The organism is Gordonia crocea (genome assembly GCF_009932435.1).
GTDB lineage: Bacteria > Actinomycetota > Actinomycetes > Mycobacteriales > Mycobacteriaceae > Gordonia > Gordonia crocea.
Genome location: NZ_BJOU01000001.1, coordinates 499,562 through 518,130 on the forward strand (window position 1 = coordinate 499,562; position 18,569 = coordinate 518,130).

The 18,569-nt window shown below is 68.3% G+C and carries 23 protein-coding genes; 11 read left to right on the forward strand and 12 right to left on the reverse strand.

The window, feature by feature from the left end; all coding sequences use genetic code 11:
* Complete coding sequence (locus nbrcactino_RS02255; RefSeq protein ID WP_228460799.1) at nucleotides 1-999, forward strand: MMPL family transporter; 999 nt, start codon at nucleotides 1-3, stop codon at nucleotides 997-999.
* A 161-nt stretch (nucleotides 1,000-1,160) separates the two neighbouring features.
* Complete coding sequence (locus tag nbrcactino_RS02260) at nucleotides 1,161-2,486, forward strand: HNH endonuclease signature motif containing protein (RefSeq protein ID WP_161925889.1); 1,326 nt, start codon at nucleotides 1,161-1,163, stop codon at nucleotides 2,484-2,486.
* A gap of 221 nt (nucleotides 2,487-2,707) precedes the next feature.
* Here the strand turns inward: nbrcactino_RS02260 and nbrcactino_RS02265 are convergent, their stop codons facing one another.
* The 6 genes from nbrcactino_RS02265 to nbrcactino_RS02285 all read right to left on the reverse strand — a co-directional run bounded on the left by nbrcactino_RS02265 (nucleotide 2,708) and on the right by nbrcactino_RS02285 (nucleotide 8,862).
* On the reverse strand, nucleotides 2,708-3,127 hold the full coding sequence (locus nbrcactino_RS02265; RefSeq protein WP_161925890.1) for a DUF779 domain-containing protein: 420 nt from the start codon (nucleotides 3,125-3,127) through the stop codon (nucleotides 2,708-2,710).
* Nucleotides 3,128-3,131: 4 nt separating this feature from the next.
* Nucleotides 3,132-4,655 carry an acetaldehyde dehydrogenase ExaC gene (exaC, locus tag nbrcactino_RS02270; protein WP_161925891.1) on the reverse strand — a complete coding sequence of 508 codons (1,524 nt, stop codon included), beginning with the start codon at nucleotides 4,653-4,655 and terminating at the stop codon, nucleotides 3,132-3,134.
* Between the two features lie 89 nt (nucleotides 4,656-4,744).
* Nucleotides 4,745-5,992: a sigma-54-dependent transcriptional regulator family protein gene (locus tag nbrcactino_RS02275; protein ID WP_161925892.1), complete on the reverse strand. Its 1,248-nt coding sequence runs from the start codon at nucleotides 5,990-5,992 to the stop codon at nucleotides 4,745-4,747.
* Between the two features lie 104 nt (nucleotides 5,993-6,096).
* On the reverse strand, nucleotides 6,097-6,261 hold the full coding sequence (locus nbrcactino_RS18565) for a DUF8730 family Cys-rich protein (RefSeq protein ID WP_503826574.1): 165 nt from the start codon (nucleotides 6,259-6,261) through the stop codon (nucleotides 6,097-6,099).
* Between the two features lie 13 nt (nucleotides 6,262-6,274).
* On the reverse strand, nucleotides 6,275-6,655 hold the full coding sequence (locus tag nbrcactino_RS02280) for a carboxymuconolactone decarboxylase family protein (protein WP_161925893.1): 381 nt from the start codon (nucleotides 6,653-6,655) through the stop codon (nucleotides 6,275-6,277).
* 44 nt (nucleotides 6,656-6,699) lie between these two features.
* Nucleotides 6,700-8,862 (reverse strand): MMPL family transporter, encoded by a 2,163-nt coding sequence (locus tag nbrcactino_RS02285; RefSeq protein WP_161925894.1) that lies wholly within the window; start codon nucleotides 8,860-8,862, stop codon nucleotides 6,700-6,702.
* 135 nt (nucleotides 8,863-8,997) lie between these two features.
* Between nbrcactino_RS02285 and nbrcactino_RS02290 the strand changes: the two genes are divergently transcribed.
* Entirely contained in the window at nucleotides 8,998-9,381 is a 384-nt protein-coding gene (locus nbrcactino_RS02290; protein WP_161925895.1) for a VOC family protein, read from the forward strand.
* On the forward strand, nucleotides 9,354-10,145 hold the full coding sequence (locus tag nbrcactino_RS02295) for a helix-turn-helix domain-containing protein (protein ID WP_161925896.1): 792 nt from the start codon (nucleotides 9,354-9,356) through the stop codon (nucleotides 10,143-10,145). The genes nbrcactino_RS02290 and nbrcactino_RS02295 overlap by 28 nt, the downstream gene beginning before the upstream one ends.
* Before the next feature lie 6 nt (nucleotides 10,146-10,151).
* Here nbrcactino_RS02295 and nbrcactino_RS02300 read toward each other — a convergent pair whose 3' ends face one another.
* Genes nbrcactino_RS02300 through mrf form a run of 3 tightly spaced genes read right to left on the reverse strand, consistent with a single transcriptional unit; the run spans nucleotide 10,152 to nucleotide 12,178 of the window.
* Nucleotides 10,152-10,553 (reverse strand): hypothetical protein, encoded by a 402-nt coding sequence (locus nbrcactino_RS02300; RefSeq protein ID WP_161925897.1) that lies wholly within the window; start codon nucleotides 10,551-10,553, stop codon nucleotides 10,152-10,154.
* A gap of 54 nt (nucleotides 10,554-10,607) precedes the next feature.
* A complete protein-coding gene (locus tag nbrcactino_RS02305) occupies nucleotides 10,608-10,859 on the reverse strand; it encodes a type B 50S ribosomal protein L31 (RefSeq protein WP_161925898.1) in 252 nt (83 codons plus the stop codon).
* Nucleotides 10,856-12,178: a ribosome hibernation factor-recruiting GTPase MRF gene (gene mrf / locus nbrcactino_RS02310; protein WP_161927545.1), complete on the reverse strand. Its 1,323-nt coding sequence runs from the start codon at nucleotides 12,176-12,178 to the stop codon at nucleotides 10,856-10,858. The genes nbrcactino_RS02305 and mrf overlap by 4 nt, the downstream gene beginning before the upstream one ends.
* A gap of 68 nt (nucleotides 12,179-12,246) precedes the next feature.
* Here mrf and rpmB point away from each other — a divergent pair, with 68 nt between their 5' ends.
* The 5 genes from rpmB (at nucleotide 12,247) to nbrcactino_RS02335 (ending at nucleotide 13,794) form a co-directional block, all read left to right on the forward strand.
* A complete protein-coding gene (gene rpmB, locus nbrcactino_RS02315; protein WP_161925899.1) occupies nucleotides 12,247-12,483 on the forward strand; it encodes a 50S ribosomal protein L28 in 237 nt (78 codons plus the stop codon).
* Nucleotides 12,483-12,647: a 50S ribosomal protein L33 gene (gene rpmG, locus nbrcactino_RS02320; RefSeq protein WP_161925900.1), complete on the forward strand. Its 165-nt coding sequence runs from the start codon at nucleotides 12,483-12,485 to the stop codon at nucleotides 12,645-12,647. Before rpmB ends, rpmG begins: the two co-directional genes overlap by 1 nt.
* Complete coding sequence (gene rpsN, locus nbrcactino_RS02325; RefSeq protein ID WP_161925901.1) at nucleotides 12,647-12,952, forward strand: 30S ribosomal protein S14; 306 nt, start codon at nucleotides 12,647-12,649, stop codon at nucleotides 12,950-12,952. Before rpmG ends, rpsN begins: the two co-directional genes overlap by 1 nt.
* Nucleotides 12,953-12,969: 17 nt before the next feature.
* A complete protein-coding gene (gene rpsR, locus nbrcactino_RS02330; protein WP_161925902.1) occupies nucleotides 12,970-13,230 on the forward strand; it encodes a 30S ribosomal protein S18 in 261 nt (86 codons plus the stop codon).
* Nucleotides 13,231-13,308: 78 nt separating this feature from the next.
* Nucleotides 13,309-13,794: a hypothetical protein gene (locus nbrcactino_RS02335; RefSeq protein ID WP_228460639.1), complete on the forward strand. Its 486-nt coding sequence runs from the start codon at nucleotides 13,309-13,311 to the stop codon at nucleotides 13,792-13,794.
* On the opposite strand, the gene nbrcactino_RS02340 is transcribed toward nbrcactino_RS02335, so the two are convergent.
* Nucleotides 13,756-14,874 carry an alpha/beta hydrolase gene (locus tag nbrcactino_RS02340; protein ID WP_228460640.1) on the reverse strand — a complete coding sequence of 373 codons (1,119 nt, stop codon included), beginning with the start codon at nucleotides 14,872-14,874 and terminating at the stop codon, nucleotides 13,756-13,758. The two genes, nbrcactino_RS02335 and nbrcactino_RS02340, sit on opposite strands and share 39 nt — an antisense overlap.
* A gap of 162 nt (nucleotides 14,875-15,036) precedes the next feature.
* Between nbrcactino_RS02340 and nbrcactino_RS02345 the strand changes: the two genes are divergently transcribed.
* Nucleotides 15,037-16,152, forward strand: a complete 1,116-nt coding sequence (locus tag nbrcactino_RS02345) for an acyltransferase family protein (RefSeq protein ID WP_161925903.1) — start codon at nucleotides 15,037-15,039, stop codon at nucleotides 16,150-16,152.
* 10 nt (nucleotides 16,153-16,162) lie between these two features.
* Nucleotides 16,163-17,422, forward strand: coding sequence for a hypothetical protein (locus nbrcactino_RS02350; RefSeq protein WP_161925904.1), 1,260 nt, complete (start codon nucleotides 16,163-16,165; stop codon nucleotides 17,420-17,422).
* Here the strand turns inward: nbrcactino_RS02350 and nbrcactino_RS02355 are convergent.
* Together nbrcactino_RS02355 and nbrcactino_RS02360 are read right to left on the reverse strand one after the other, a co-directional pair.
* Nucleotides 17,395-17,838 carry an acyl-CoA thioesterase gene (locus tag nbrcactino_RS02355; protein WP_161925905.1) on the reverse strand — a complete coding sequence of 148 codons (444 nt, stop codon included), beginning with the start codon at nucleotides 17,836-17,838 and terminating at the stop codon, nucleotides 17,395-17,397. The genes nbrcactino_RS02350 and nbrcactino_RS02355 overlap by 28 nt on opposite strands.
* 4 nt (nucleotides 17,839-17,842) lie before the next feature.
* Nucleotides 17,843-18,481 carry a class I SAM-dependent methyltransferase gene (locus nbrcactino_RS02360; protein WP_161925906.1) on the reverse strand — a complete coding sequence of 213 codons (639 nt, stop codon included), beginning with the start codon at nucleotides 18,479-18,481 and terminating at the stop codon, nucleotides 17,843-17,845.
* Between the last annotated feature and the right edge of the window lie 88 nt (nucleotides 18,482-18,569).

Here is an 18,569-nt window from a genome sequence, read left to right on the forward strand (position 1 = left end):
CTGCCCGCCTCCGACGCCGCCCGAAGCGGTACCGAACAGCTGATCGCCCAGTTCCCGGGACTGGCGCAGAACACGGTGCCGATCGTCGTTCCCGACGGCGCGCCCCCCGCCGTGCTCACCTCGCTTGCGCATCGCGTCGCCCAGACCTCCGACGTCGACTCCGTGCGATGGGCCGGCGGCGACGTGACGAGGGCGGCGACCACTGCGCCGACACCGCTCGACGGGGTGTTGTTCGCCAATAGCAACGGTGCTGATTGGTTGCGGGTAACCCTTGCCGTCGACGCCGAATCCCCCCGTGCGGCAACGGCTGTGCGCGTCATCAGGTCGGTCATTGCCGACGATCCCGCACTGGCCGGGAAGGTGCTTGTCGGTGGGGCAACCGCCAACCTGATCGACGTCAAGGAAGGCATCGCGAGTCGACTGCCGTTGGCGATCGGGGCGATCGTTCTCGCCACCGCCGTGCTCCTATTCCTGCTCACCGGGTCGGTTGTGCTGCCGATCGTGGGGGTGGTGCTGTCGGTGCTGTCGCTGGGGGCGACATTCGGAGCGTTGGTGTTCGTCTTCCAAAACGGCCATCTGCGCGGACTGCTCGGTGGGTTCACCGCTTTCGGTGCCATCAATGTGACCGCGCCGATCCTGCTCTTCTGCATCGCCTACGGGCTGTCGATGGACTATCAGATGTTCATCCTCGCCCGCATCGCCGAGGAGCGGGCTGCCGGGCGCGGCAGTGAGGATGCCTTGCAGGTCGGGTTGGGTGCCACCCGCCGGGTCATCGCCGCCGCCGCCAATTTGATCTCCGTCGTCCTCGCGGCGATGGCCGTGTCCGGGCTGACCTATCTCAAAATTCTCGGCGTCGGATTGGTCACCGCCATCCTTGTCGACGCCTTCATCGTCCGACTGTTCCTGTTGCCCAATGTCGTGCGGATCCTCGGGGATGCGGCCTGGTATCGGCCGACCTTCCTTGACCCGGTCTACCGTCGTCTTCGGCTCGCTCATTGATGGATCGATCTCGCGTGTGGCGGCCGTATCTGCAGGTCAACGTGCTATCTGATGTTTGTCCGACCTCCGTTGTAGATTCGGTGTATAGATAGAAGCAGAACAGCACACAGTTTCTAACCGAGTCCGCACACCATGATGCGAACCCGGACCTTGGGGGTCACATGAACCACGACGAACTCGCCACATTCGTCACCGAACTGGCCGACGATTTGGCACCGACTGCGGTCGCATCCGGGAACGGCGTGGGTGCCTTGTTGGCGTCAGCGGAGGCGATCGCCGACGACAAGGCCGTGTTGGGGGTGATGGTCACCGCGGTGCGCATGGGCAATATCGCCTCCTATCTGTTGGCTGCCGCGACCGCCCGGGCCGAGGCCATCGGTATCCCGGTTCGGAATCGGTTGAAGAACGGGCGAGACCTGTTGCGGGAGTTGCCGTTGGCGCCGGCCACCGTCAACCGGGTCGCCCGGTTGGCCCAGCACTTGGATGATCTGCCGAACGTGGTGCGCGAGGTCCGTGACGGTGACTTGGGTATCGAGCATGCGGATGCGGTGATCCGCGGTCTCGACCACATCGCCACCCGCATGGGGGCTGACGGATTCACCGAGGTGCGCGACAAGACTGCGACGATGTTGTTGGCGCACGCGCGGATCGATCAACCCGCCCAAGTCATGGAGAAGGCCCGCGAACTGGGCCACGAGTTGGCGCCGTTGGATCCGCCATCCATTCCGCCGGCGGACAACCCGTCACTCAACCAAGCATCAATCAGCCGCACTGGCGAGGGTCGCGTGACGCTGGAAGCTGATCTGGACCAGCTGTCCGGCGAAAAGCTCCACACCGCGTTGGATGCGCTCGCGAAACCCATCCCCGCGCCCGATGGCTCCCCCGATCCGCGTCCCCGGGCCCAACGCACCGCCGACGCCCTGGTCACCATGATCACCGCATACCTGGCCTCACGGAACCGTCCGACCGTGGGCGGGGTCGTCCCGCACATCACCATGACCGTGCCCTTGCCTGTCCTGGTCGGTAGCGGTGGTGAAGGAGATTCGCGAGTCGCGCGGTTGGGGTTCACCGGCTCGGTCTCAGCCGAGACGGCACGGGAAATCGCCTGCGGCAGCACCGAAGTGACCGCGCTCCTCACCTCCGACTCGGTGCCGCTGGACGCCAAACGCACCCAGCGATTCGTCACCGGCACCCTGCGCAAAGCACTCGAGGCCCGTGACGGTGGATGCCAATTCCCCGGCTGCGGCAGACCACCAGCCTGGTGTGAAGGTCACCATATTCAGCACTGGGCGGATGGCGGCGAGACGAACCTCAAGAACACGGTTCTGCTCTGTTCGTTGCATCACCACACGTATGTCCACGGTAAAGGCTGGAACATCCAGATCGGCTTCGACGGCCATCCCTGGTTCCAGCCGCCCGAAGGAGGTGAACCGATCCGCTGCCACAACCGACGCACCCTCACCCTCGTCAACCACGCCGCCGCCTAACCCCGGCCGCGGCCTGACATCTCGACCCAGCGGTTTCAACCAGCGCAGCACATTCGGCCCTCGGGCCACACACGTACCTTGAGAACTTCATAGCGAAAAACGGCCCGGTCGGGGCCCGTCCACTGCGCCAGCGCAATGCTGGGCGTATGAACGGCCCCGACCGAACCGCCGAACCGAGACGGGAGGGGGGCAGCCCGCTCGGTGGGTTCCGCGAGATCGGCCTAGACCAGGTCACCGCCGGTCTGTGGCGGGTTCGCGTCGAGCACGGCATTCTCCTCGTCGCTGAAAACCCGGGACCGGGAGAGGAACCGCACTCCTTCGGGAGCCTCGAGTGAGAAGCCGGCACCACGTCCGGGGACCACGTCGAGGATCAACTGTGTGTGCTTCCAGAGTTCGTACTGGTCGCCGCCGATCCAGATCCGTACAACCGGCAGGGGGTCGGGCAATCCGATCTCGCCGATCATGACGTCGCGTTGCCCAATCCGGTACTCCCCGACGGGATAGCACATCGGCGCCGACCCGTCGCAGCAGCCACCGGACTGATGGATCATGAGGCCGCCGTGGAGCTCCGACAACTTAGTCAGGAGCTCCACGGCGGAATCCGTGGCAACCACGCGCTCCGGGGTGGTTGAGGTAGACATCGGCTTAGAAGAAGCCCTTGGCGGACTGCGCGTAGCCGACCAGCAGGTTCTTGGTCTGCTGGTAGTGCTCGAGCATCATCAGGTGGTTCTCGCGCCCGATGCCGGACTGCTTGTAACCACCGAATGCCGCGTGTGCCGGGTAGTCGTGGTACGTGTTGGTCCACACGCGCCCGGCCTGGATGTCGCGCCCCGCCCGGTAGGCGACTGCGCCGTTGCGGCTCCACACGCCGGCCCCGAGGCCGTACAGCGTGTTGTTGGCGATCTCGATGGCCTCGTCGTAGTCGTTGAACGAGGTCAGGGCGAGGACCGGACCGAAGATCTCCTCCTGGAAGATCCGCATGCTGTTGTTGCCCTCGAAGACCGTCGGCTGGATGTAGAAGCCGCCGGCCAGGTCGCCGCCCAGATCGGCCGGCTCGCCGCCGACGAGCACCTTGGCGCCCTCTTCCTTGCCGATGGACAGGTAGGACTTGATCTTCTCGAACTGGTCGCTGGAGGCCTGGGCACCCATCATCGTCGTGGTGTCGAGCGGGTTGCCCTGCTTGACCGCGCCGACGCGGGCGATGGCCTTCTCGACGAAGCCGTCGTACATGCCCTTCTGGACCAGCGCGCGGCTCGGGCAGGTGCACACCTCGCCCTGGTTGAGGGCGAACATGGCGAAGCCCTCCAGTGCGCGGTCGAGGAAACCGTCGTCGGAGCTCATCACATCGTCGAAGAAGATGTTGGGGCTCTTGCCGCCGAGTTCCAGGGTGACCGGGATCAGGTTCTCCGACGCGTACTGCATGATCAGGCGGCCGGTCGTCGTCTCACCGGTGAAGGCGATCTTCTTGATCCGGTTGCTCGACGCGAGCGGCTTGCCCGCCTCGACGCCGAAGCCGTTGACGATGTTGACCACGCCCTCGGGGAGCAGGTCGCCGATGATGCTGAACAGGTACAGGATCGATGCCGGCGTCTGCTCGGCCGGCTTGAGGACGACGCAGTTGCCCGCGGCGAGTGCCGGCGCCAGCTTCCACACGGCCATCAGGATGGGGAAGTTCCACGGGATGATCTGGCCGACGACGCCCAGCGGCTCGTGGAAGTGGTAGCCGACGGTGTCCTGGTCAATCTCGGAGATCCCGCCCTCCTGGGCGCGGATCGCGCCGGCGAAGTAGCGGAAGTGGTCGACGGCCAGCGGGATGTCGGCGGCGAGGGTCTCGCGGACCGCCTTGCCGTTGTCCCAGGTCTCGGCGACGGCGATGCTCTCGAGGTTCTGCTCGATGCGATCGGCGATCTTGTTGAGGATCACGGCGCGCTCGGCGACCGAGGTTTTGCCCCACGCCGGTGCCGCGGCATGGGCGGCGTCGAGGGCGAGGTCGATGTCTTCGGCGGTCGAGCGGGCGACCTCGCAGAAGGTCTTGCCGTCGACGGGCGACGGATTCTCGAAGTACTGGCCCTTTACCGGCGGGACCCACTTGCCGCCGATCCAGTTCTCGTAGCGGGACTGGAAGCTCATAACCGAGCCTTCGGTTCCAGGCTTGGCGTAAACAGTCATGTTGGTCGCTCCTTTTGCGATTCCCAGTGAGGTGAATCACACGCTAGGCCCACAGTGGTTGCAATCACGTTGCAACGACGTAGCCGGGGTCAGCGGCTGAAGCGGCGATCCAGGAGACGGGCCCGGCCGACGGCCCGTGCGCGGCCGGGGTGCGACGACGGCAACGTGCGCGCCAGCTGCGCCCACGCGGTCGGATCGTCACGGCCAAGGGGGGAGGCCACCCACTCTTCGAGGGCCGGGACATCGCCGGCGGCGACCATCCGCGACCGGAGATCGACGAGCAGTTCGTCGAACAACTCGACGACGCCGGGGGCGAACGATTCGGCCAGCAGTCCGCCCCGGCCGAGGGTGCGGATCGCGGCGATGATCTCGCCCTTCTCAATATGGCTTCGGGTGTCGCCGACGTCGGACTCGATGGCGACGGTCAGCCGATACGGCCGCGACTCGACCACATCGCCGAGGGCGCGGCGCAGCCGGGAGATCTCAGCACGCACGGTCACCGCGCCCAACCCGTCGTCGGCGAGTTTGGTGGCGAGCTGCTCGGTGGACAGGCCCTGCGGGTAGGCGGCCAACAGCAGGAGGATTTCCGCGTGCCGCGGGGACAACGGGCGGGAGAGGCCGTCCGCGGTGATCCACCGCGGCCCGTCGTCGAGCATCTCCAGTCGCGGGACGGCGCTGCGCGTCGGGGTGGACAGGTCGATGGACTTTGCCGCCAACTCGCGCTCGATTGCGGCGACCACCGACCGCACCGTCGTGAGGGCGAAGGGGGTCGACGCCACCTCGCCGCCGGTGATGTCGAGGACGCCGAGGAGTCCGCCGGTCAGGGGGTCGTGGATCGGGGCCGCCGAACAGTTCCACCGCTGGACCGGCCCGGCGAAGTGCTCCGGGCCCACCACCTGCACGCCCTGGTCGAGGGCCAGGGCGAGTCCGGGCGCATTCGTCCCAACGGCGGTCTCGCTCCACACCGACCCCTCGACGAAGTTGATGCCGGTGACCTTGCTGCGCGCGGACCGATCGCCGTCGACCCACAGCAAGCGGCCACGCTCATCACCCACGGCGACGACGGCGCCCGAATCGTCCAGGTCGTCGATGAGGAGGGACTGGATCAGGGCGCGCACCGAGGAGAGCGGATGGGCATCGCGATAGGCGCGGAAGTCCTGTTCGCCGACATCCTCGCCCTGGGGGCGCAGCTTCTGCGGATCGACCCCGCGGTCGCGCGAGCGCAACCACGAGTCGCGCACCAAGGCGCGGACCGATCCCTCGGCCGGGACGATTCCGGAGAGGAAGGCCTCATAGGCACGAGTCACCCGCAGTGGTGACGCGGCGCCGTTGCCCATGGGGATTCCTTCGTGCGGGGGATCAACTGCGATTGTGCATGGCATTTGTGACCTGGGCAACATTGCCCAGGCCACCCCGTCACCTCCAGGGTAGGCGCGCTGCGCTATCCGCGACGGCGGCCGAACAAACCGGTCTTGGTCTCTCCGCTCGGTTCATGACCCGGACACCATTGGTCGGCCGGTACCGAGGCCTTGACTTCGTCGACGTGGCTACCACACCCGGACCAGGTCGTCTTGCCGCACGTTCGGCAGCGGACAGCGTGACACATGGCTTCTATTCTCCTAGTTCGCCGGCGTTCCCGCAGCGGCAGCCGCACTGAACTCACGGAACACCTCGTAGGCGCGGGCGGCGTGGATCGTCGCGGGGCCGCCGTGCATGAGGAAGGTGACGCCGATGGCCTCGGCCGCCTCCTGGTTGGTGGCGCCGGCGCGGGCGGCGGCTTGGGCGTGCGAGGCGATACATCCGTCGCAGCCCTCGACGACCCCGATGGCCAGGGCGATCAGCTCCTTGGTCTTGCGGCTGATCGCCCCGTCGGCGAAGGCCGCGCTGGAGAGGGCGGCAAATCCCTGGTAGACCTCCGGGATCGCCTGGCGCAGCTCGCGGTGCTGCGGGGTGAGTGCACGCAGCGTGGCGGCTCCGGTGGTGGTGTGGTTCTCGGTCATGGTGGTGCCTTTCATCAATCGGGTGGTTTCGGGTGGCCCCGGGTTCAGTCGTGGGCGAAGGTGATGGTCGGGAGGACTCGTCGGAGCCAGGCGGGACAAGCCCACGCGGCGCGGCCGGTGACCCGGAGCAGGACGGGCAGCAACACCAGGCGCACGAGGAAGGCGTCGAGCAGCACGGCGACACCCAGGATGATGCCCATCTCCTTCGGCGGCAGCGGGCCGGACAACGCGAAGGTGAAGAAGACCGCCACCATCACCCCGCCGGCAGCGAAGATCACGCGGCCCGAGTGGGCGACGGCGCCGACCATCGCCGCGCGTGCGGTGCCGTCGGTCTCCCAGTGCTCTTTGGCCGAGGCGAGGAGGAACACGGTGTAGTCCATGGCGATGGCAAAGATCATCGCGAAGAAGAACACCGGTGCCCACGCGTTCAGGAATCCCTGCGACTCGAAACCGAAGAAGGAGGCTCCGATCCCCTCCTGGAAGATCAGCCGCGCGACGCCGAACGCGGCGAGCGTGGACAACAGGCTGGCCAGGGTGCCGAGCAGGGCGATCAGCGGTGCCTGCAGCGCGAAGAGCAGCAGGGCAAAGCCGAGCACCAACACGGTGATGATCACCCATGGCGTGGTCCGGTCGATCTCGGACTTGAGATCGATGTTCTCCACCGCCGCACCCCCGACCATGGCGCCGGCGGGCAGCGTGGTGCGGAGACGCTCGACGGTGGCGGCCAGCGAGGGATCAGAGGGGTCGACGCGGGGCACGGCCTGGATGAGGGAGATCCCGCTGCCGTCGGCGGCCCGCAGTGCGGGCATGACGCCGGCGATCCCCTCGTCGGCGCGCAGCTTCTCCACCGTCGCGGTCGCCGCGTCGTTCGGGGCGATGATCTGAAGCGTGCCGGGAGCGCCGTCGCCGAAGGCCTGCTGGACGGTGTCGTAGCCCACGCGGGCGCTGGCGTCCTCGGGCAGCACCTTGATCGACGGCATCGCGGTGGTCAGACCGAAGACCGGGATGGCCAGTGCGATCAGGATGGCGAGGGCGGCGAGGCCCCATCGTGCCGGCTGCCGCCACAACCGCTCGCCCCAGCGTTCGAAGGCGGGGGACCGGTGCTCGGAAACCTTCACCCACGGCAGCGCGAACCTGTTGAGGCGACCGTCGAGCTTGGCGAGGACCAGCGGCAACAGGGTCAGGGTGGCCGCCAGGATGAAGACGACCGAGATCATGATGCCCCCGGCCATGGAGCGGAACGAAGGCGACGGGACGATCATCACCGCCGACAGTGACACCAAGACGGTGACGCCGGACAGCAACACGGCCTTGCCGGCGGTGTCCATGGTCTGGGCGATGGCCTGTGGCATCGGCAGCTTGTGGCCCATCCGCGCCGCGCGGAAGCGGACGACGAGGAACAGCGCGTAGTCGATGCCCAGTGCCAGCGAGAACATCATCGCGAAGTTCATCGCCCAGATCGAGACCGGGACGACGGTGTTCACCAAGACGAGCACGCCGGCCGACGCGATGAGCCCCGCCATCGTCAGCAACAACGGCAGCCCGGCGGCGACGAGGGCGCCGAAGGCGATAACCAAGATGACCAGGGTGATCGGCCAGGAGACCATCTCCGACTTCATCATCGCCGAGAGGTTGGCGTGGTTGAAGTCTGACCACAGCACCGACGACCCGGTGGGCGAGACCGTGACGGTGTCGGTCGACAACGCCTGCAGCTGCGGCGTCAAGTCGGTGGCCGCGCGGACCATCTCATTGGTGTCCGACCCGGCGCCGGCGAGGATGATCGCGGTCTTCCCATCCGGCGAGACGGTGGCTCCCGGCGTCGGTGCCACGACCTCGCCGATGCGGTCGTCGCCGCGCAGCAGGGCCGTCGCCTTGGCCAGGACTGCGGGCGCGTCGCCGGTGGTCACGCCACCATCGGCGTGCACGACGACCTGGATGGCCGACGAGGCGTTGCCGCCGAAGTGTTCCTGTGCCAGTTGGCGAACCTGAACCGACTGGGAGCCGTTGGCCTGCCAGCCCGCCCCGGACAGGTTCTTCTCGACCGACGGTGCGAAGACGCCGAGGCCGACGACGAGCAGGACCCAGGCAACCGCAACGATCCGGCCGTGCGAGATGACCCAGATGCCCAGGCGTCCGAGTGGGCCGGGGTGGGGGTACTCCCCGGCGGGCGTGGTGTCGGGTGTCCGCTCCAGTTCGGTGGCTGTCATCTCATCCTCTCGCGTATCCCACTGGGGGGTTATCGGTCTCGACGGTAACATCCCCCTGGGGGGTTAGGCAATCGCGACCGTGTCCATGCCGATTTCTTCAAGACGGGCGTGCTGACCCGGGCGCAGACTGGGCACATGAACGAGAGAAGAGACAGCAGCGTCTGGCCGGGAATCAACTATCGGGATCCGATTGCGGCGCGGGCGTGGCTCGCCGCCCTCGGATTCGAGGAGGGAATCCTCGTGGAGGGCGACGGCGAGGGGGAGGTGCGGCACTCGGAGATGCTGTGGCCCGACGGCGGTCGGGTGATGATTCATTCCCCCGGCCACTTCGGTCCGCCGGCGACCGGGGTGGGCAACCTCTACGTTGTCGTCGCCGACCCCGACGCGGTCTTCGCGAAAGCGCGCGAGCTCGGTGCGACGATGGTGCGCGACATGGCCGAGGAGGACTATGGATCCCGTGGGTTCTCCATCTCCGACGCGGAGGGGAACATATGGAGCTTCGGGACGTACGCCGGCTGACGCCGGGGATCGACGTCAACGCCTACCGGATCGTCGGTGCGGCGCCCGGCGAACACATCGGTCTCCCGTCGTCGACGGTCACCCTGATCGTCGACCTCGACGACGGGCTGCGCTTGTCGGAACCGGGCAGCCCGGAGCCGCGGACCTTCCGCACCTGCCTGGGCGGCATGCATCTGGATCCGGTCACGATTCACCACGGCGGCACCCAGATCGGCGTCGCCGCGCACCTCGGCCCGGCGGCGGTGCGTGCGCTGTTCGGCATGCCGGCCGGCGAGTTCTGGACCACCAACATCGAACTGTCCGACGCGGCGCCCGGCCTGGCCGACCGGCTCTACGAGTCGACCGTCGAGGTGCCACACGATGCGCGGGCCGCGGTGGCGCGGCACGTTCTGGCCGACGCGGTGGCCTCGCGCCCGCCCGTCCGCGCCGACCCCGATGCGGAACAGGCGTGGCGGGTCATCCAGCATGAGCGCGGACGGGTCACCGTCTCGAACCTGGTGGCGTGGTCCTGCTGGTCGGCGCGCTATCTGACCAAGGTCTTCACCGCCGAGTACGGCATCGGCCTCAAACAGGCCGCACGGCTCGCCCGCTTCGACCACGCGCGGGAACGGCTGGAATCCGGCGACCCGATCGCGACGGTGTCCGCCGTGTGCGGCTACGCCGATCAAGCACACCTCACGCGTGAGTTCGCGGCCATCACCGGTCACCCGCCGGCGCAGTTCCTGGCGGTGCGCGCCGCCGAGTTCAGCGCCGAACCGGCGTAGCCGCGGTCAGTCGCGCCAGACGACGAAGCTGTCTCGCTGGTCGACGGCCTCGGGCTCGCCGGTCCGGCTGGTGCAGTTGACCCGGTACCAGCGGGTGCTCTCCGGGTCGCGTTGGACGGTCAGAGTGTCGCTGCCGCCGGCCCGCAGGGTGGTCGACCGGGACAGGGCCCCCAGAGCGCCGACCGTGCACTCGACCCGGCTGCGCGAGCGGTTGCCGATGGACACGCGGACCTGGTCGCCCTGGGCCCGCCACGAGCAGTCCATCCGCGGTCCCTTGCCCGAGGTCGAACAGAACCCGGAACTCGGGCCGGCCGATGCGGTCCCGGCACCGAGCAGCGTCGCGCCTCCGGTGATGGTGATGGCCGCGAGCGCGGCCGCCGCCCAAGGTCGTGTCGCAGGCGTGTGCATGTCGTCCCCCAAGTCGATGTGGATCCAGCCTATCCGCGACCGGTGGGGTGCGCCTCAGCGGTAACCCTGGGTGTAGCGCCGTTTGAACCGCTCCACCCGCCCGGCGGTGTCGAGGAGTCGCTGCTCACCGGTCCAGAACGGATGCGACGCGGAGGTCACCTCGACGACGACGAGTGGGTAGGTGTGGCCGTCGGACCAGTCGACCGTTTGCTCCGAGGTGATCGTCGAGCGGGTCAGGAACTCGTCACCGGTGCTGGCGTCGCGGAAGACGACGGGATGGTAATCGGGGTGGATTCCGGGCTTCATTGGTTGTCCTCTCGGTGGGTCAATTCGACCTCCGCGGTGCGCGGCAGGTCGTCGCAGGGGTCGTTGTGGGCGAGGCCGAACGGGTCGTCGAACCCCATCCAGCCCGCCTGGCCCAACGCCATCTCCTCGTCGGTGAGGCACGCCTCGTGCAGGGCCCGACAGATTTCTTCGGGGCGCTCGGGTCGGTGGGTCAGGACGACCAGCGACGAGTGTCGGTCGCCGTGGTCGGTCGTCCAGCGCAGTGCGGCCATGGCCCGACGCTCCGGGTCGACGCCGTCGAGCGTGGTCTCGTCCAGTGACGCCAACCAGCGCGACCCCTCGCCGACGCGCAGCCCGCCGCCGGCGGACTCGACCCACAGTGCCGAGTCCGGCTGGGTCGCCAGCCACACCCGGCCGCGCGTACAGACCACGCCCTCGAGGAGGTGGTCGATCGCGGTGTGCAGCCGGGCCGGGTGGAAGGGGCGCTCGGCCTCGAAGGTGAACAGTTCTACGCCGCAGTCGGCGTCCAGCGGCGGCTGGTCGCGCAGCAGCGGATCGTGGGGCGCGTCGAGGCGGCCGCGTCGGGATCCGGCGGGCACCGCGGCCAACAGCTGGGTCATAAGCAGGGTGGTCAGTCGGCGCTGGGGGATCTCCATGATCATCGGCGCCGACGGGGCGAGGCGTTTGAGCACCGCGGCCAGCCGCGCGGACTCCCAGGCGTCGCGCATCGCCGGGTCGCTCCCGGCGATCACCAACGCATCGGCGAAGGCGACGTGGCCCACCGCGACCTGGGCGAGGGTGCGCTCGTCGATCGACTCGTCGGTGGTCGCCGACCTGCCGAGCTCGGCCATGGTGGCGTCCCCGGTGGCGGCGTCGAGCCACTCGCCCTCGTGGATGCAGGCGACGGTCGCCTCGATGCGGACGTCCTCGGCGGCCGGGGCGTCGGTGTATCCGGGCATGTCCGAGACGACGGCGTGCTCGATGGCCCAGGTCAGCGCCTCGGGTTCGAGGGCCGAATCCAGTTGTAGGACGATGCGCTCGACGCTGTCGCGCCGGTGCAGTTGGCGCAGCAACGGCAGCAGGTCGTTGCGTAGCGTGCAGGAGACACAGCCGTGCTCGAGTTCGAGCACCGACTGGTGGACGCGCTCCTCGCCGTCGAGGTCGACCGCGCGCAGGGTGCGGCGCACGCGGCCGGCATCCAGCTCGCTCAGGTCGTGGTGCACCAGGGTGGTGCCGCCGATCAGCAGGGCCGCGGCGGTGCGCTCGACCGCATCGGAGTCGAGCCCGGCGACGAGGACGAGCGGCGTGCGGCCATCGCCATTGTTGGGAACGATTTTCATTTGCACGGTTCACACGGTAGCGTGACCGCATCGTTAATGCGAATCGTTATCAATAAGAGGAGCTGCATATGTCAGCACGTTGTCAGGTCACCGGCCGCGAGCCGGGATTCGGGAAGCAGGTGTCGCACTCGCACAAGCGGACGTCGCGGCGATGGAACCCGAACATCCAGCGCCGTCGCTTCTACCTGCCCAGCGAGGACCGCTACGTGACGCTGCGGGTCTCGGCCAAGGGGATCAAGACGATCGACCGCCGCGGCATCGAGGCCGTCGTCGCCGAGATCCGCGGCCGGGGGGAGAAGGTCTGATGGCGAGCACCGACCTGCGCCCCGTCGTCAAGCTCAAGTCGACGGCCGGCACCGGCTACACCTACGTGACCCGCAAGAACCGGCGCAACGACCCCGATCGGCTGGTGCTGCGCAAGTACGACCCGATCGTCAAACGCCACGTCGATTTCCGGGAGGAGCGCTGATGGCGAAGCAATCGAAGGTCATCGCCAACGAGCGGCGCAAGCAGACCGTCGCGCGGTATGCCCCGGTCCGGGCGGAGTACAAGGCGATCATCGCCGACGCCGGTGCCTCCGACGCGGAGCGCGCACAGGCGCGGCGCAAGCTGCAGGCCCTGCCGCGCGACGCGAGCCCGACGCGGGTCCGCAACCGCGACGCCATCGACGGACGTCCCCGCGGCTTCATCGGAAAGGCGGGGGTGTCCCGCGTCCGGTTCCGCGAACTCGCCCACCGCGGCGAGCTGCCCGGCATCCACAAGTCCAGCTGGTAATCGAAAGAGGTTCTCCGATGGGCAAATCCATCCAGCGGCGGTCGTCGGCGCCCGCCAAGAAAGTCCCAAACAAACTCGACGCGCTGCGCGAGAAAACCGGGGTCGCACCGGTGATCGACTACAAGGACACCGCGCTGCTGCGTCAGTTCCTCACCGACCGGGGCAAAATCCGCAGCCGCCGCGTCACCGGCCTCACCCCGCAGCAACAGCGGCAGGTGGCGACCGCGATCCGCAACGCGCGCGAGATGGCTTTGCTGCCTTACGCTTCGGGGCGCTGACCCGGCTACGCTGGGAGAATGACTGCCGGGGGAATGAGTGCGGGGGAATCGAGTACGCCTAGAACAGCTAGCGCGGCCATGGCGCGGATCCGGATCGTCGGGCACGTCGGTTGGTGGGTGTTCGTGGTGGCCTGCCTATTCCGGCGCAGTGTCGACGGCGGCGGCATACCGCGGCGCTACGCCGACTACCTGCCCGCCGAGGATTTCGGCTGGACCGCGTACGTCCCGCTGACCGATTCGGCAACGGGGATTCCCGACGACGGGTTCGCCGCGCTCAACACGCTGGCCACGATCACCGTCGTCGCGCTTGCGGTCACCGTGCTGGCCGCGCTGGCGCAGGCCTGGTTGGGGCGCGATTGGCCGACCGGTGCGATCACCGTCGTGACACCGTTGCTCGGCGGCTACGCGGTCCTCGTCGCCGGGCACGGCGGTGTCGGCGGCCACCGCTTTTCGTGGTGGATCCTGTTCGGGCTGGCGCTGCTCGGTGTCGCGATCCGGGAGGTGTGGAGCCGCGGGTTCGCGCCGTCAGCTGCCCGCCGAGCCGAACGCGTCGGCGAGCCGTGATTCCGGCGCGGGTGGCAACGGGCCGGTGATGCGGGCGCCGATCGCCTTCATCAGGATCGGCCAGGCGATGATCAACTCGTCGCGCCAGTACTCCCAGCGGTGCGTGCCCGAGGCCTTCACGCTGCCGTGAAACGGAATGCCGAGCTTCTTGAGCGCGGCGGTCATCCGCCCGGTGCACACCGCACTGCCGAACTCGAGGAAGGCCCCCTTGATGGAGGTGTCCAGCGGGTCGGCGGCCACCTTGTTGTAGCGGCCCGGCATGCCGCTGCCCGCCGAGAGGTAGACCGTGGTGCCGCGCAACCGCGCGGCGTTGACGAACGGGTCATGGGCCCGCCACTGCGGGTCGTCGAACTTGCCCCACATGTTCATCGAGTTGCCGCCGCCGCGGCTGATGTCCCACTGGGTGAGGAACTGGTTCTCCGGGCTGGACACGTTCGCGCAGTCGCTGAATCCGCCGACCGCCCGGTATTGGCGGGGGAAGCGGGTCGCGAGCGTCAGCGCGGCCAGTCCGCCCATCGAGGCGCCGGCGATCGCCGCGGGGCCGGTGGAGCCGAACTGCTTGGCCAGCAACGGCGGGAGCTCGCGGGTCAGGAAGGTCTCCCACATGAACTTCTTGTTGCCCATGCCGGGATCGACGGACTTCCAGTCGGTATAGTAGCTGTGCGGATCGCCGACGGGGGTCACGACGTTGACGTCGGTCTTCGATGCGATCTCGCCGAGTTGGGTCTCGGAGTACCAGCCGGACTCGGTGTCGTGGGCCTCGGCGCCGTCGAGCAGGTAGATCGTCGGGCGCTTACCGGGCCGCGGCCGGGCGGGCTTGCCGTCGCGGGGCGCTTCCGTCGGCCGCTGCAGGTCGACGACGACCTCGCGTTCCATCGCCGCGGAGAACACCCGCAACCGTTCACGTCCCTTGAACGGGGTCACCGACACGATCCGGGAGATCGCAGGCGGTGGCCCGGCCTTCGGGCCGTGTGGTCGCGGGGGTGGCGGAGCTCCGTCGGCGACGGCGATACCGATGGTCAGGCCGGCGGTCAGCGTCGTCGCCACCGCGACGCCGATCCGCATGAAGGGGTTGAGCACTTGGTCCGGCCTCTCCTCGACGCGTCGCATCCCCAGTCACACGCGTCACTTCAGTAACACGAGAAGTATGGGGGTGCGCGTCGGTGACCGCCAGTGCGGACACCAAACCGAGACGTGGCCGTGATCGGCACCGAGGCTTGGCCGACGTGGCAGGATCGGCGCATGGCCGCACGCGTCCCCGCGCTCACGGGTATCCGCACGCTCGCCGCGCTGTCGGTGTGCCTGACCCATGCGGCGTATTGGACCGGGCACTACCGCGACACTTACGAGGGGCGGCTCAGCGCCCGATTCGAGATCGGCGTGACGATCTTCTTCGTCCTGTCGGGGTACCTCCTCTATTCGACCTGGGTGGGTCGGCTGCGCCGCGGACCCGAGGCGACCCCGGTGTCGGTGCGGACCTACTTCGCCCACCGCGCGCGCCGGGTCCTGCCGGCCTACTGGCTGACCGTCGTCGGGGTCTACCTGGTGTTCCTGGTACGTGAGAACCCCACCGACTACGGGTCGGGGTGGGACGGGTTCGTCCGGCACATGACCTTTACCCAGGTGTTCGGGCTGGGCCACCAGCACACCGGGCTGACCCAGATGTGGAGCATGGTCGCCGAGGTGTCCTTCTACCTCGTGTTGCCGCCGATCGCGCTGCTCGGCGTCGCGGTCTGTCGCGGCCGGTGGCGCCCGGACCTGCTGTTATGCCTGTTGGTCGGGGTGGCGTTGGTCTCACCGCTGTGGATCTTCGCCGTCGTCGGATCCGACGTCGACCTGTCCGCGCGGATCTGGCCGCCGACCTTCTTCTGGTGGTTCGTCGCGGGCATGGTGCTGGCGGTGTGCGTGCCGCTGATGTCGCGGATCCGGACCGGGTGGTGGGTCGTGATCGGCGCCGCGGCCTTCCTGGTCTCCGGGATCGGGGCGGCCGGCGGGGCGACGATGGCCCCCGATACGGCGGGGCAGACGATCGTCAAGCACATCCTGTATCTCGTTGTCTCCCTTGGGTTTATCGCGCCCCTCGCCGTCGTCGGTGCGAACGGCGGGATGGACTGGTGGTCGCGGCTGTGGGCGAGTCGGCCGACTGTGTGGTTCGGCGAGATCTCCTACGAGTTCTTCTGTGTCCACGTGATCGTGCTGGAGTTCGTGATGGACCTGCTCGGGTACCGGGTGCTGGCCACCGGGTCCACGGTGGTCGCCTTCGCGGTCACGACGGCCTTCTCGATCCCCCTGGCCTGGGCGTTGCACCGGGTGACCCGGCCGATTTGGCGCCGGAACAGCACCGTCGCGACTCGGTAGTATTGGCAGCATGAGCCACCGAGTCCCGCCCGCCGCGTCTGCCGCCGACATCCGGCGATGGACCGAGACTGCGCAGGTGCCCGGACCCCGACGGGAACTCTCGGAGCACGCGGCGATTCTGATCGCCGCGGGATTCGTCTCGGCGGAGCCCCGCGACATCATCGTCCGTCGGCTGACCTTCGGGCTGCCGATGCCCACCCTGACCGACGGATTCGAGAATCTGCGACGGCTTCAGCGCAGCACCGGTCAGATCGAGGCGCAGCTCGCGAACCCGGTACTGCCGGCGATGGTGCGGACGGGCTTGCAGAACCGGCTCAACGGCCTGGTCCGCCGCCGCGACGACGCCCGCAAGCAGCTCGTCATCGGTAAGGGCGTGTACGCCGGGGGCACCCGCGCCATCCGCCGCGAGCGCCGGGAGGGCGTCTACCTGGAGATCGAGGCGCGCGAACAGCTGTTCGACGGGTTGCTGCACACGCCGACCCCGGACGTGAACGCCGGCGGGTACGTGCGGCGCGCCGGGGGAGCCGCGTTCAGCCGGATCGCCGGGGCGGTCGGCGGCCTGGCTATGCGCGCCATGGGTCCGCAGGTCGAGCAGTGGGCGCGCGACACCCTCGCCGACCGACCCGCCCCCGCGCAGCAGCCGGCCCCGCAACATATGGCGTTCATCGACGGTTACGAGACGCTGCTCTACGTCGCCGGCCAGTACTACGACAAGATCCAGGCGAGCCCGGCGTGGCGCTCGGAGCACTTCGAGGTCCAGCGCAGCCAGGTCAACCTCCACGCCGAGGTCGCCGAGATCGCGGCCGATATCGTCGCGCTCCGCTCCGTGCGCGTCGATCTCGACCGGGCGATGCGCAACGGTGCCTTCGACCAGGCCTTCGTCGACCACATCGCGGCGAAGGAACACGAGCTGCGGCCGGTGTGGAGCCAGCTCATCGGGCGGGTCCAGGCGCTGGCCGAGGTCGCGCACGTGATGGATTCGGCGGCCGTCGAGCTGCGTCTGCTCAACGAATACGACCGTGCGACGTCGATCGACGACCGCATTTTCGATCTGGTCTCCCGGTCGGGCAGCCGGGAGCTGTCGGCCGACAACTCCCAGCGCCTCACCCAGCAGGTGCGGGCCGGGGAAGAGCAGTTGCGCATCTACCGCGACGTGCTGGCCGGCAACATCGCCCGCATTTCGCCGGCCACCGCGCTGGGGATGGCGCCGCCGCCGCAGCTACCCGAGCGCTACGAACCCGATCAGCCCCTGGACCAGAGGCCCAGGTAGCGCTTCTCCTCGTCGGTGAGGCGTCGCAGGGTGTGCGCCTCGATATCGACGACGGCCATCTGGGTGGCGGCCACACAGGCCGGCTTGCTCTCGACGTCGGCATCCTTCGCCCGGATCTCGTAGCCGATGGTGAAGTCGACGGAGCGGAACTTCTTGATCCACATCCCGATCTGCAGCGGGGTGTCGCCGTGGCGGAGCTGGCTTTGGTAGCGGATGTCGACGTGGACGATCATCGCGCTCTTGATCAGCGGTTGGTACTCCGGTCCGGCCGACAACAACCACTCGACCCGCGCCTCCTCCATCAGGGTGACCATGCGCGCATGGTTGATGTGCCCGAAGGCGTCCATGTCCGACCAGCGGACCGGCACCTGCGCGACGAAGGCGAATTCGTGCTTGCCGAGGTGGTCTGTGCTCACCGGGTCATCGTATCGACCATGAGCGCTCCGCCCTCGGTGCCGGTCGCGTCCAGGACAGCAGGTAGCGGTAGTAGAGCCCTCGCCTGATCCGGACACCGGGAAGCAGCTTGCCGGCGAGCGCCCGGATCTCGTCCATCGTCTCGACCGGCTCGGCGACGGGCACACCGATGTCGCGGATCTCCCCGTGGAGGGACGATCCGAGGCAGACCAACGGCAGCGAAAGCCCTGCCAGCAACCAGTCGACAGCCGACCCGTTGCGGGCAAGACCGACAATCATGAGCGTCCCGCCGGGGCGAAGCAATGACTTGGCCTTCGCCAGCGAAGACTGCAGGTCCATGTGGTGGAGGGTCGCGACGACGGTGATCAGGTCGAAGAGCTGGTCGCCCGGATCGTAAGAGGCGAAGTCGGACTCGGCCACGTGGGTGTGCGGAACGTCCTGCAGGCGTGCTCGTGCGCGCTGCGCAGTGCGGGCATCGGGCTCGATGCCCCAGACGCTGGTTCCCGCCCGCGCCAGCCGTTGCATGAGCAGGCCGTCGCCGCATCCGACGTCCAAGACGGCTGTCGCGTTCGTGCGGTTCGCGACGGACACGATCCATCGGTGGTAAGCGGTGTTGTGATTCCAGTAGTCGCCCACCCCGGCCATGGTGCCACCGGAACGTAACACAACCGTATCCACACATTGACTGAGAATTTGCGTTGTGGACTTCAGTCGACGGTGACTCGCCGGTACC